Consider the following 12634-nt stretch of genomic DNA (forward strand, 5'->3'; position numbering starts at 1 on the left):
GTCAGCTGCCGCGCCGGGCCAGAAAGGCGAGCTTCTCGAAGAGATGCAAATCCTGCTCGGTCTTGAGCAGGGCGCCATATAGCGCGGGCACCAGCTTGCCGGGCTCGCGGGCGCGCATCGCCTCGGGGGCGATATCGTCGGCCAAGAGCAGGCAGATCCAGTCCAGTAGTTCCGAGGTGGAGGGCTTCTTGCGCAGCCCCTCTACTTCGCGCAGTTCGAAGAAGAGCTCCATTGCCTCGCCAAGCAGGCTCTCCTTGAGGTCGGGGTAGTGGAGTTTGACGATGGCCTGCATCTCGGCCTTGTCGGGGAAGCGGATGTAGTGGAAGAAACAGCGGCGCAGGAAGGCATCCGGCAGCTCTTTTTCGTTGTTGGAGGTGATGATGACCACCGGCCGCTGGCGCGCCTTGACTCGCTCGCCGGTCTCGTAGACGTCGAACTCCATCCGATCCAGCTCCAGCAGCAGATCGTTGGGGAATTCGATGTCGGCTTTGTCTATCTCGTCGATCAGCAGCACAGGTCGCTGCTCGGCGCTGAAGGCCTGCCACAACTTTCCTTGACGAATGTAGTGACTGATATCGGCCACTCTGGGGTCGCCGAGCTGGGAGTCCCGCAGCCGGGCCACCGCATCATATTCGTAGAGTCCCTGTTGGGCCTTGGTGGTGGACTTGATATGCCAGGCAATGAGATCGGTGCCGAGATGGTCGGCGACCGCTTCCGCCAGCACCGTCTTGCCGGTGCCCGGCTCCCCTTTGATCAGCAGCGGTTTTTCGAGGGTGATGGCGGCATTGACCGCCATCTTCAATGCATCGGAGGCGAGATACTGGCTGCTTCCTGAAAATCCCATAACGTCGGTTCCTTTGACGATTGGCGCCTGGAGTCAGGGGCCAGAGAGAATAAGCTCTATATGTTGTAATACCATATGGTTATAACGAATAGTCACTTCTCATTCAGAAACCACAGGGTAATCTTGTTTCATCGTCGTAACAAACACAGGGATAGCGCCATGAGCAAAATTTTTGAGGACAACAGCCAGACTATCGGTCACACCCCGCTGGTTCGTCTCAACCGTGTTACCAAAGGTCGCGTGCTGGCCAAGATCGAGAGCCGCAACCCCAGCTTCAGCGTCAAGTGCCGGATCGGTGCCAACCTGATCTGGGATGCCGAGAAGCGCGGCATCCTGACCAAGGGTAAGGAGATCATCGAGCCCACCAGCGGCAACACGGGTATTGCTCTGGCCTTTGTCGCGGCAGCTCGCGGCTATCCTATCACCCTGACCATGCCGGCTACCATGAGCCTGGAGCGCCGCAAGTTGCTCAAGGCGCTCGGTGCCAATCTGGTGCTGACCGAAGGGCCGCTTGGCATGAAGGGGGCCATTGCCAAGGCCAACGAGATCCTCGAATCCGAGCCGGGCAAGTATGTGTTGCTGCAACAGTTTGAAAACCCGGCCAACCCGGAGATCCACGAAAAGACTACCGGCCCCGAGATTTGGGATGCCACTGACGGCGAGGTAGATGTGTTCGTGGCCGGGGTCGGTACCGGCGGCACCATTACCGGTGTCTCCCGCTATCTGAAGCAGACGAAAGGCAAGGCGGTGGTCTCTGTTGCGGTCGAACCGGCGGAGTCGCCGGTCATCAGCCAGAAGCTGGCCGGGGAAGAGATCAAACCGGGCCCCCACAAGATCCAGGGGATCGGCGCCGGCTTTATCCCGGGCAACCTGGACCTCTCCCTCATCGACCGGGTGGAGAAGGTGACCAGCGATGAAGCCATCGAGATGGCCCGTCGTCTGATGGAGGAGGAGGGGATCCTGGCCGGTATCAGCTCCGGTGCTGCGGTGGTGGCAGCCAGCCGTCTTGCCGAGCTGCCGGAATTTGCGGGCAAAACCATTGTGGTCATCCTGCCGAGTGCGGCGGAGCGTTACCTCTCCAGCGCCCTGTTTGCCGGGGTGTTCAGCGAGCAGGAACTGCAGCAGTAACTGATCGGAATCTTTCAAAACAGCGGCGCTCCCAAGAGCGCCGCTTCTTTATGGGCTAGACTCAACCCCTGATAGTGTCACTTGATCCTTATTTTTTGGGGTAAAATAACAAGCTTGGGAGTGAGAAAAAAAGCAGACATTCCGCTCTAAATCTCATATCCTGTGCGGCGTCACGCGGTGTTTGCTGGCTGGGTATCACAAAGTAACAAAGTGTTATTTTTCGTTATAAAATAATTTCAGGCCAGTCCTGATGCGGCTTGTAGCCCAATAACTGAAAATTGCCAACCAGCGCGCCGATTACTGCACAGAAACTTGACCTGGATTAAACCATTGCGGGTCTGCTTTCGTTACTTTACAACATATCCATACTGACACGGTGGGTCAGGTTGCTTCAAAAACGACCAATCCACCAAAAAATATCAATAATATGGGGTGAAACCATGTACGAGAAGTCTGTTGTTATTACTGCTGAAAACGGCCTGCACACCCGTCCGGCAGCTCAGTTCGTGAAAGAAGCCAAAGAATTCCAAAGCGAGATCACTGTGGTCTCCGGTGGCAAGTCCGCCAGCGCCAAGAGCCTGTTCAAGCTGCAGACCCTGGGCCTGACCAAGGGTACCAACGTAACTATCCAGGCTGATGGCCCGGATGCTCAGCAAGCTGTTGAGAAGCTGGTTGCCCTGATGGACGAGCTGGAGTAATCCAGCTTTAGATTCCTCCCCCACAGTCGTTTTAATAGGAAGGATTATGATATCTGGCATTCTTGCGTCCCCCGGTATCGCATTCGGTAAGGCGCTTCTTCTTAAAGAAGATGAAATCGTTATCAATCAGGGCAAAATCTCTGCTGACCAGATTGATGCCGAGATCAACCGTTTCCTCGAAGCTCGTACCAAGTCAGCTACCCAGCTGGAAGCCATCAAAGAGATGGCCGGTCGCACCTTCGGTGAGGAAAAAGAGGCCATCTTCGAAGGCCACATCATGCTGCTCGAAGATGAGGAGCTGGAAGGGGATATCAAATCCTTCATCAAAGAGAACAAGGCTTCCGCTGACAAAGCCATCTATGAGGTGATCGAACAGTACGCCAAGATGATGGCCGAGCTGGATGACCCTTATCTGCGCGAACGCGCTACCGACTTCCGTGACATCGGTACCCGTCTGGTCAAGAACGTACTGGGCATCGCCGTTGTCAACCTGAGCACCATCGACGAAGAGGTGATCCTGGTCGCCAAAGACCTGACCCCGTCTGAAACCGCTCAAATCAACCTGAAATATGTGCTGGGTTTCGTCACCGACATCGGTGGCCGTACCTCTCACACCTCCATCATGGCCCGCTCCCTGGAGCTGCCGGCCGTGGTAGGCACCAACGACATCACCGAGCGCGTCAAGAACGGTGACATGCTGGTGCTGGATGCGATCAACAACCAGATCATCATCAATCCGACCGCTGAACAACTGACCGAAGCCAAGAAGTTCCAGGCTCAGTTCCAGGCCGAGAAAGATGAGCTGGCCAAGCTGAAAGATCTGCCTGCCATCACGCTGGATGGTCACCAGGTCGAAGTGTGCGCCAACATCGGTACCGTCAAGGATACCGAAGGTGCCATCCGTAATGGCGCCGAAGGCGTGGGTCTGTACCGTACCGAGTTCCTGTTCATGGACCGTGACGCGCTGCCGACCGAAGACGAGCAGTTCAAAGCCTACAAAGAAGTGGCCGAAGCGATGCCGGATCAGCCGATCATCGTGCGTACCATGGACATTGGCGGCGACAAAGAGCTGCCGTACATGAATTTCCCGAAAGAGATGAACCCCTTCCTGGGCTGGCGTGCCGTGCGTATTTTCTTCGACCGCGAAGACATCATGCACGCTCAGCTGCGGGCCATTCTGCGTGCGTCTGCCTTCGGCAAACTGCGCATCATGTTCCCGATGATCATCTCTGTCGAAGAGTTCCGTAGCCTGAAAGCTACCGTGGAGACGCTGAAAGCCGAACTGCGTGCTGAAGGCAAAGCCTTTGATGAATCCGTCGAAGTGGGTATCATGATCGAGACCCCGGCCGCTGCCGTGATGGCTCATCATCTGGCCAAGGAAGTGGATTTCTTCAGTATCGGTACCAACGACCTGACCCAGTACACCCTGGCTGTCGATCGCGGTAACGAGATGATCTCCGCTATGTACAACCCGCTGTCACCCTCCGTCCTGACCCTGATCAAGATGGTTATCGATGCTTCCCACGCCGAAGGCAAGTGGACCGGTATGTGTGGTGAATTGGCTGGTGACGAGCGCGCCACCCTGCTGCTGCTGGGTATGGGTCTGGATGAGTTCTCCATGAGCGCCATCTCTGTACCGCGTATCAAGAAGCTTATCCGCAACACCAGCTTCGAAGATGTGAAGGCAATGGCTGACCAGGCATTGAGCTTTGCCACCGCTGCTGAAATCGAAGCGTGCGTAGATAACTTTATCAAGCAGAAGGCAGTCTGCTAAGATCGGCTGCAAACAGCGACAAATCATCTTTAGGAGCTTTTACTATGGGTCTGTTCGACAAACTGAAGAAACTGGTGTCCGACGATAGCGCTGATACCGGCGGCATCGAAATCTTTGCTCCGCTGTCTGGCGAAATCGTGCCGATCGAAGATGTGCCTGACGTTGTCTTCGCCGAGAAGATCGTGGGTGACGGCATCGCCATCAAGCCGGCTGGCAACAAGATGGTTGCTCCGTGCGACGGCACCATCGGCAAAATCTTCGAGACCAACCATGCGTTCTCTCTGGAGTCCGACTCTGGTATCGAGCTGTTCGTTCACTTCGGTATCGACACCGTTGAACTGAAAGGCGAAGGCTTCAAGCGTATCGCTCAGGAAGGCCAGCAGGTCAAGCGCGGTGACACCATCATCGAATTCGATCTGGCCGTTCTGGAAGCAAAAGCCAAATCTACCCTGACTCCGGTGGTCATCTCCAACATGGACGAGATCAAAGAGCTGGTGAAGATGACTGGTGCCGTGACTGTGGGCGAGACTCCGGTTATCCGCATCAAGAAGTAATGGTCGGCTGGCCTATGCCAGTGGCCGCAGTAAAAAACCGAAGCCTGGTGCTTCGGTTTTTTTATGGTTGCGTGCGAGCTTCCCTTTCTGGCTATCAGGCTATTGTGCCGAGATGACCACCCGGTTACGTCCCTGCTCCTTCGCCTGATAAAGGGCCCGGTCTGCCATCATCAGCAGATAGTCGATGCTCTCCTGACCCTTCATGCCGGCACACCCCAGACTGATGGTTAGCGCGATCTGTTCTCCTTGCCATGGCAAGCGGGTGGTACTGACATGCTGGCGCAGTTGCTCGGCACGTTGTGCCGCCTGCTCAATGCTGCAGTCTGGCAGGATCAACAGAAACTCCTCTCCACCCCAACGGGCCAGGCTTTCCCCGGGCAACAACTGGCCCGCCATGGCATGGGCGACGGCGCAGAGTGCGGCATCGCCCGCAGGATGGCCGTAGCGGTCGTTGACCTGCTTGAAATGGTCGATATCTCCCAACACCACCGAGAGGGGCTGGCCCTGCAACCAGAGAGCCTGCAGCTGTTGCTGGGCGCCACGCCGGTTGGTCAGTTCGGTGAGGGGATCGGTGCAGGAGAGGCGGCTCACCTCTTCTACCATGCATTGCAGGTCGTGGATATCGCGAAAGGTGACGATATGGCTATCCGGGATGGCATCTGCCCCCAGCTGGGCGGTGACGATAAACCAGCGAGAGTGGCCACTCTTGCATCGGATCAGCGCCGGCATCTCGGCGACCTCCAGTCCATGGTGCAGGCTCTGCTCTATCTGGTTATGCCAGGCCTGAATTACCGAGTTGCGATAGCTCTCATCGGGATAGGCGAGGTGAAACCAGCTCTCCATGTCCGGCAGATCCTGCAGCTCATAGCCCAGCTGTTCGCGAAAGGCCCTGTTGAGGAAGAGATGGCGACGCAGGGGGATCCGGTCGGGTGACATATGACCCTGGCTGGCTGTCGACTCGGACACCAGGATTGGGAGCGGGATCACATCAAAGGAGCGAAACAGAATGTGCTCTAGTTGTTGGTCATCCATGGGCGAAAACGCGGCTCCCTGCTCTCCCGTTCGTCAGCCTACATTAGGTGAGAGACCGCAGCGGGTAAACTCATTTATCACTCTCCGGCGGTTGCCTGAGTGGACGGTCGTGGCAACGGGAACATAAAAAAGCCGCTCACCTGGGTGAGCGGCTGTTGTCATCAGATCAGTGCAGTTCGCTATCAGGCTGGCTGCTTGCCATCTTCCGCGGGAGGTGGCAGAGCGGCGGAGTTGGACTCCACCTTCTGCTCTTCGCCCTGCATGTTCTTGATGTAGACATCCATCTGGTTGAAGGCGATCTCGATGCCGTTCTCGCGGAACAGCTGGTCGATCTTGCGGTTCAACTCGTCTACCGCCGGGTTGCGATCACCCAGTTCGCTCACGAAGAAGCGCAGCTCGTGATCCAGCGTGCTGGCGCCAAAGGTGAGGAAGTAGACGATGGGGGCTGGGTCTTTCAGCACGCGGCTGTTTTCGTCGGCCGCCTGCTTGAGCAGGGTGCGGGTCAGCTCGAGATCCGAGCCATACGCCACGCCCACCCGTACGATCACCCGGGTGACGGTGTCACTCAGCGACCAGTTGATGAGCCGTTCGGTCATCAGCTGCTGGTTGGGGATGATCACCTCTTTGCGGTCGAAGTCGGTCAGGGTGGTGGCGCGAATGCGGATCCGCGAGACGGTACCGGAGAAGGAGCCGATGGTGACGGTGTCACCGATCCGCACCGGACGCTCGAACAGGATGATGATGCCGGAGACGAAGTTGGAAAGAATTTCCTTCATGCCGAAACCGATACCGACTGACAGACCACCCGCTACCCACTGCAGCTTGTCCCACTGTACGCCCATCATGGAGAGAGCGGTGAGGGAGCCAAAGCCGATCAGCACGTAGTTGAGCATGGTGGTGATGGCGTAGGCGGTCCCCTGAGCCAGGTTGAGCTTGGAGAGCACCAGCACCTCCAGCAAGCCCGGCAGGTTGCGCGCCAGTGACCAGGCACCGCCGAGCAGCAGGAAGCCGATCAGCACGTCACTCAGGCTGATGGGGAACAGCACGGCGTTGGCGCCGGTGCCTTCACTGCGGTGCCACAGCACCATGCTGTCGAGGTAGGAGAAGACCGCGACCAGATCGGACCAGAGCCAGTAGAAGGCGACACCGAAGATCAGCATCAGCACGGTACGGGTCAGACGCAGGGATTGCTGGCTGACATCCTCCAGGTCCATGGGCTGCTCTTCGATGGACTCGCCACCTTCCGCATCTTCCGAAGATTTGTGCTCACGCTTGGCCACCGCTCGGCGGTAGGCCAGACGACGGGCAGCCAGCTCCAGACCACGCAGGGCGGTGCGGTAGACCAGGCTCCAGATGATGATGAGGTAGAAGGATTCGATCAGGCGACCGGTCAGCTTCAGCGCGGTGTAGTAGTAACCGAGCACTGCCAGCACGATCAGCGCCACCGGCGCCAGCGCCAGGGCGATGGCGATCAGCGACTTCTGCATGCTCGCCTCGCCCTTGATGCGGGCGCGGGAGATGGGGAACACCAGATAGGCGGCCAGCCCCAGCAGGGTCAGGGTCATGGCCTGACCGATCACGTCGTTGCCCAAGGTGGAGGGTTCAACCACCGCCTTGGTTGCGAGCATGATGAGCGGCAGCAGTGGCAACCAGATGTAGCGCATGCTGTTGCGCTTGGCCTGCAGCTCCGCTTTCGGGATCCGGAAGTGGGTTTCGGCGATGCCGCCCGGGCGCATCACCGCCAGATAGACGCTGAACACCAGATAACCGAGGGCGAGGTTCAGGGTGATCTGGAACATCAGCTTGGGACTGAGCAGACCGCAGTAGGTGAGCAGCAGACCGCCAGCCAGAATGAACATGCTGCCCGGCAGGCGTTGCAGCACGGTATAGAGCAGGGCGCGCGGGGTGTGCCACTGGCTGTCTTGACGGAAACGGCCAAGGTCCTTGGTGATCTTCTTCTCGCGCTCAACCAGCGCCGGACGTTTCCAGACCAGCAGGCCGCCGATCAGCAGCAGCGGGAAGGCGAGCAGGGAGATCCCCAGCAGCTCTTCGCGCCAGCGTTTCCAGTCCGGTTTCAATACCCAGTCGGAGGCCTGTTTGTAGGCCTGGGCGGGCCAGCTGATAAACCACTTGCTGTCGATGGGCTTGTTGCTGCTTACCCAGAAGATGTGTTGCTGCAGGGTAAATTCGATAGAGGCATAGACCCGCGCCAGCTGCTGCTGGGTCAGCTGCAGGCTGATGGCGTTGGTGAGCTGGCTGTCGAGTTGGCGGTTGAGCTGATCGAGCAGATTGATGCGGGTGTCGAGCAGCTTGGCAAGGCTCTCCTTGTCCTCTTCGCTCACCGGATCCTTGCTGCCGGCGATCAGATTGTCCAGATAGAGGTTCTTCTGGAACAGTTGGTCACGCTGCTGGCTCAGCTCGAACTGGGCCAGATGCAGATCGGCGATCTGCTCTTCCAGGTTTTTGACGGCGATGGTGGGTGCCGCTTCCAGCTGCTGGTAGAGCTGATAGAGGATGCGTGATAGCAGCAGATTGCCCTTGAGCATCTGCACCTGTTCATTGAGGTTGCGCTCGGTCTGGATGCCGCGCTCCAGCCAGCTCTTGGCTTGCAGGTTTTTCTGTACCAGCGAGTTGAGGCTGGTGGTGGCACCGATCAGCTGCTGGCTGAGCTGGTGGTTGAGCTCCTGCTCTTTTTGCACCAGCGGGCTGTCTTCGGTCGCCACCAGTTCACCGGTCTGCTCGGCGGTTTTTTCGGTGTCGCCGAGGCGCTTGGCGCTGCTCTGATCCTGCAACAGCTGCAGTTTCTGCTCTTCGCTGGCGAGACGGGCACTCTGGTAGTCGCGCTGCTTGATCGCCAGATCTTGCATGCTGGTACGGTTATCCAGCTCCTTTTGCAGGTGGGCCAGTTGCAGGTCGAGCAGGGCCAGCTCGGCACCGAGCTTCATCTTCTCGGCGCTGGAGACGCTTTCACCGGCGTTGAGGCGGGTACGGATCTCCTGACTGCGCTGGTAGGCGCGGCTCATGCTGGCCTGGGCGCGCTCCGGCAGGGTCTGCAAGCTGGTGAGCTGGCTGCCGATGGCGCCGAGGGCCTCCTGGGCCGCCTGCATGTTGGCCAGCACTTCCGGCTGACGGCTGTCGAGCTCTGCCAGACTCATGCTGGCGTATTCGCTCTTGATCTGCTCGGCACTCTTGCCCTTGGTCAGGGCATCGAGCTTGGCACTGATCTCTCTGAGTTCGGTGGGCAGGTTGCGGATCCGCTGGGCCTGGGTCTTGGCCTTCGCCTCTTCCTTGTCGATGCTGTCGAGCAGACCGAGGGTTTCGGTCAGCAACTTCTGATCCGCTTGCTGACTGACGGTCAGGGTCTCTGATTTACCCAGACCATCCAGCGCTCGCTGAACTGCGTTGCGAGAGGGGACATCTTGCGCCATGGCTTGCGGCACGCAGAGGCTGGCAAGGAGACAGAGCAGCGGCAACAGGGTGGCCGAGACTCTTTTAAAACGTATTGAGGGCATATAACTTCCGGGTTATTACGCGATATTCGGGAGATTTCCCGCATAGATTAAATTCGCGTGGATTCTAACACCGGGCTTGTCAGGTAAGCAGGGGGGAGGGACAAAAAAAAACGGCGCCCGCAGGCGCCGTTTTCAACTCGTTCAGCTCTGATTAAAGAACGTGAACAGAAGCGGTGTTGGTGGTGCCGCTCGGTACCAGAGCACCGGAGACCATCACAACCACATCACCTTTCAGACCCATGCCGATTTCCAGCGCGGCTTCTTTACCGATGCGATAGAAATCGTCGGTAGAGGCGATGCTGTCAACCACGTGAGCAACTACACCCTTGGTCAGAACCAGTTGGGCAGCAGTTTTCTTGTTGGTGGTGATAGCCAGGATCCAGGCTTTCGGGAAGTACTTGCGAATGGCCTTGGCAGATTTGCCGCCTTCGGTAGCGACCACGATCAGCGGGGCGTCCAGCTTCTCGGAGGTCTCTACGGCGCCTTTACATACGGCTTCGGTGATGCGCAGCTTGTTGCTGTCGTTGGCAGCAGACAGGTTGGACGGCATCACGGCATCGGTACGCTCGCAGATGGTGGCCATGATGGTCACGGCTTCCAGCGGGTACTTACCCTTGGCGGATTCACCGGACAGCATGACTGCGTCGGTACCGTCCAGGATGGCGTTGGCCACGTCACCAGCTTCGGCGCGGGTCGGACGCGGGTTCTTGATCATGGAGTCCAGCATCTGGGTGGCAGTGATAACCACTTTGCGGGCTTTGTTGCACTTGGCGATGATCATCTTCTGGGCGAAGATAACTTCTTCAACCGGGATCTCTACACCCATGTCGCCACGAGCAACCATGATACCGTCGGAAACAGCCAGGATCTCGTCGAAGTTGTCCAGACCTTCCTGGTTTTCGATCTTGGAGATGATCTGGATGTTCTCGCCACCGTGGGCTTTCAGGTGCTCACGGATTTCCAGAACGTCTTCTTTCTTGCGGATGAAAGAAGCAGCAACGAAATCAACACCTTGCTCGCAACCGAAGATCAGGTCGCGCTTGTCTTTCTCGGCCAGGGCCGGCAGCTTGATGGAGACGCCCGGCAGGTTAACGCCTTTGTTCTCGCCCAGGTCACCGTTGTTCAGCACTTTACAGATAACTTCGCGCTCGGTGATTTCGATAACGTCCAGACCGATCAGGCCGTCATCAACCAGGATGCGGTTGCCGACGCGCAGATCGTTGGCGAAACCTGCATAGGTCACGGCCACTTTGTCTTTGTTGCCAACCACGGTCTGGTCGGTGGTGAAGGTGAAAGTCTGGCCAGCGACCAGCGCGACGTCGTTGCCGCCTTCCAGCTTCATGGTACGGATTTCCGGACCCTTGGTGTCCAGCAGGATAGCTGCGTGCTTGCCGGTCTCGGCCATTACAGCGCGCAGGTTGCTGATGCGGCTGCCGTGCTCGGCGTAGTCACCGTGGGAGAAGTTCAGGCGCATGACGTTCATGCCGGCGTCCAGCATTTTGGCCAGCATTTCTTTGGATTCGGTCTTCGGACCGATGGTGCAGACAATTTTGGTCTTTTTCATGTCAATCTTCATGGTTAAGGAATTTCCGCCGAGCAATATACACCAGTTTTTGGAATCTTTTTATGATCCAGAAACAACGTTTTGACCAGATAACGTTTTCTTTTCAGGGATAACGTTTTCCTGTGAGTCACATTTTAGAGCATACGGCCACAGGTTCGGGCTGAAGGGATACAAATGTTGCCATCTGTGGTTGTTTGGCCGGGTTGAGGTTCAGATGTTGTAAAATGACCACCCGTCCGCTGTCACCGTCTTGTCACCGGCTTGCGCAAAAATGTTAGTTCATTGGCGCACGGGTGAAGGAGGCCGAGATGAAAAACAGCCATGAAACCGGATGGGCTCTGCTCTTGCTGGGCGCCGCCCTGCTGCTGGTTCAGACACTGCCAGCCCGCTACTGGCCTGATAATGCGCGACTGCTGGCGATCTTCTCCCATCCGGTGAAAGGGGAGGTGGCCGCCGAGGGATTGGCGTGGCGAGAGTGGCAGGATCACAGTGCAGCGACCCGGATGGCGCTTCGCGCAGTCCGACTGCAGCCGGAAGCGTCGCAGCCTTGATATCTATTGCTGCTTACCGGTCGTGAAAGCGTGAAATTATCAACCATTGGTTGATAGTTCTTATCTATCTTGCTGGATTGTCCACCTTTCATGGCGGGAGGATAATCGATTCCAACAGCGATATCCCCTCCGGTATCGCCCCCTGATACTTTGTTGGAGTCTGCTTTATGTCCCTCGCCCCTGTCTGGTTTATCTCCCACGGCGCACCGGATCTGGTGCTGCGTGAGCAACCCGCCACCCGCTTTCTGCGAACCCTGCGTCTGGGTGAGCTCAAGGGGCTGGTGGTCATCTCCGCCCACTGGTTCAGCCGCGAGCTACAGATCAACGTCGAGCCCAAACCGGCCTTGATGTACGACTTCTATGGCTTCCCCGAGCCCCTCTACCGGATGCGCTGGCCTGCCAGCAGCCCCGAGTGGCTGCAACAAGGGGTGAGCGACCAGCTGGCACTGGCCGGACTGACCGCCACCCCGGTGCGGCGCGAGCTGGATCACGGGGTCTGGTCGCCGCTCTCCCTGATCGACCCAAACAGCGAGATCCCGCTGGTGCAGATCTCCATTCCCGCCAGCTTCACCCCGGCCCAGTTGTGGCAGTTGGGAGAGGTGTTGGGGGCGTTGCGCAGTCAGGGGATTGGCATCCTCGCCTCAGGCGCCATCACCCACAACCTGCGGGCGCTGGCACCGGAAGGCTCGCCGGTGCCGGAGTGGGCCAGCCAGTTTGTCGACTGGCTGGAGCAGAAGATGGCCGACGAGGATCGGCTGGCGCTGCTCGACTATCGCCAGCAGGCTCCCGGTGCGGTGGAGTCCCATCCCCACGACGACCACCTGCGCCCGCTCTTTGTGGCGTTGGGGGCGGCCGACGGTGTGGCGCCCACCCGGCTGCACGAAAGCTGGGATGGCGGCAGCCTCTATATGGGCGCCTACCGCTTCGGCTGATAGCCTCTCAACAAGACCCCGCCAATTGGCGGGGTCTTGTTATTT

Annotated in this window: 10 protein-coding genes; 6 read left to right on the forward strand and 4 right to left on the reverse strand. The window is 58.1% G+C overall.

Annotated elements, in window-relative coordinates:
* Position 1: 1 nt before the first annotated feature.
* The gene (locus tag G5229_RS03960; RefSeq protein WP_421208582.1) at positions 2-844 is read right to left on the reverse strand and encodes an AAA family ATPase; all 843 of its coding nucleotides are present in this window, start codon (positions 842-844) and stop codon (positions 2-4) included.
* Positions 845-1003: 159 nt separating this feature from the next.
* On the opposite strand from G5229_RS03960, the gene cysK reads away from it, so the two are divergent.
* The 4 genes from cysK (at position 1004) to crr (ending at position 4998) form a co-directional block, all read left to right on the forward strand.
* A complete protein-coding gene (gene cysK, locus G5229_RS03965) occupies positions 1004-1972 on the forward strand; it encodes a cysteine synthase A (protein WP_005338267.1) in 969 nt (322 codons plus the stop codon).
* Between the two features lie 440 nt (positions 1973-2412).
* Positions 2413-2670, forward strand: coding sequence for an HPr family phosphocarrier protein (locus G5229_RS03970; protein WP_005338266.1), 258 nt, complete (start codon positions 2413-2415; stop codon positions 2668-2670).
* 46 nt (positions 2671-2716) lie between these two features.
* Positions 2717-4444, forward strand: coding sequence for a phosphoenolpyruvate-protein phosphotransferase PtsI (ptsI, locus tag G5229_RS03975; RefSeq protein WP_421208584.1), 1728 nt, complete (start codon positions 2717-2719; stop codon positions 4442-4444).
* Between the two features lie 44 nt (positions 4445-4488).
* The gene (gene crr / locus G5229_RS03980; RefSeq protein ID WP_216953167.1) at positions 4489-4998 is read left to right on the forward strand and encodes a PTS glucose transporter subunit IIA; all 510 of its coding nucleotides are present in this window, start codon (positions 4489-4491) and stop codon (positions 4996-4998) included.
* Between the two features lie 99 nt (positions 4999-5097).
* Here crr and G5229_RS03985 read toward each other — a convergent pair whose 3' ends face one another.
* The 3 genes from G5229_RS03985 to pykF form a co-directional block, all read right to left on the reverse strand.
* Complete coding sequence (locus G5229_RS03985) at positions 5098-6030, reverse strand: GGDEF domain-containing protein (RefSeq protein ID WP_216978329.1); 933 nt, start codon at positions 6028-6030, stop codon at positions 5098-5100.
* Positions 6031-6212: 182 nt separating this feature from the next.
* On the reverse strand, positions 6213-9542 hold the full coding sequence (gene mscK / locus G5229_RS03990) for a mechanosensitive channel MscK (RefSeq protein ID WP_005359039.1): 3330 nt from the start codon (positions 9540-9542) through the stop codon (positions 6213-6215).
* A gap of 151 nt (positions 9543-9693) precedes the next feature.
* Positions 9694-11106: a pyruvate kinase PykF gene (gene pykF / locus G5229_RS03995; protein ID WP_031227651.1), complete on the reverse strand. Its 1413-nt coding sequence runs from the start codon at positions 11104-11106 to the stop codon at positions 9694-9696.
* 308 nt (positions 11107-11414) lie between these two features.
* Between pykF and G5229_RS04000 the strand changes: the two genes are divergently transcribed.
* A complete protein-coding gene (locus tag G5229_RS04000; RefSeq protein WP_227342253.1) occupies positions 11415-11657 on the forward strand; it encodes a hypothetical protein in 243 nt (80 codons plus the stop codon).
* Positions 11658-11824: 167 nt separating this feature from the next.
* Entirely contained in the window at positions 11825-12589 is a 765-nt protein-coding gene (locus G5229_RS04005; RefSeq protein ID WP_040065863.1) for a DODA-type extradiol aromatic ring-opening family dioxygenase, read from the forward strand.
* The last annotated feature ends 45 nt before the right edge of the window (positions 12590-12634 follow it).

Origin of the sequence: Aeromonas sp. 602396 (genome assembly GCF_049173735.1) — a bacterium.
In the GTDB taxonomy this organism is placed as follows: Bacteria; Pseudomonadota; Gammaproteobacteria; order Enterobacterales; family Aeromonadaceae; genus Aeromonas; species Aeromonas veronii_A.

What these genes read in the sequence shown, in the direction of transcription:
- G5229_RS03960 (WP_421208582.1), bottom strand. Translation starts at nt 844, where the DNA reads ATGGGATTTTCAGGAAGCAGCCAGTATCTCGCCTCCGATGCATTGAAG.
- cysK (WP_005338267.1), top strand. Translation starts at nt 1,004, where the DNA reads ATGAGCAAAATTTTTGAGGACAACAGCCAGACTATCGGTCACACCCCG.
- G5229_RS03970 (WP_005338266.1), top strand. Translation starts at nt 2,413, where the DNA reads ATGTACGAGAAGTCTGTTGTTATTACTGCTGAAAACGGCCTGCACACC.
- ptsI (WP_421208584.1), top strand. Translation starts at nt 2,717, where the DNA reads ATGATATCTGGCATTCTTGCGTCCCCCGGTATCGCATTCGGTAAGGCG.
- crr (WP_216953167.1), top strand. Translation starts at nt 4,489, where the DNA reads ATGGGTCTGTTCGACAAACTGAAGAAACTGGTGTCCGACGATAGCGCT.
- G5229_RS03985 (WP_216978329.1), bottom strand. Translation starts at nt 6,030, where the DNA reads ATGGATGACCAACAACTAGAGCACATTCTGTTTCGCTCCTTTGATGTG.
- mscK (WP_005359039.1), bottom strand. Translation starts at nt 9,542, where the DNA reads ATGCCCTCAATACGTTTTAAAAGAGTCTCGGCCACCCTGTTGCCGCTG.
- pykF (WP_031227651.1), bottom strand. Translation starts at nt 11,106, where the DNA reads ATGAAAAAGACCAAAATTGTCTGCACCATCGGTCCGAAGACCGAATCC.
- G5229_RS04000 (WP_227342253.1), top strand. Translation starts at nt 11,415, where the DNA reads ATGAAAAACAGCCATGAAACCGGATGGGCTCTGCTCTTGCTGGGCGCC.
- G5229_RS04005 (WP_040065863.1), top strand. Translation starts at nt 11,825, where the DNA reads ATGTCCCTCGCCCCTGTCTGGTTTATCTCCCACGGCGCACCGGATCTG.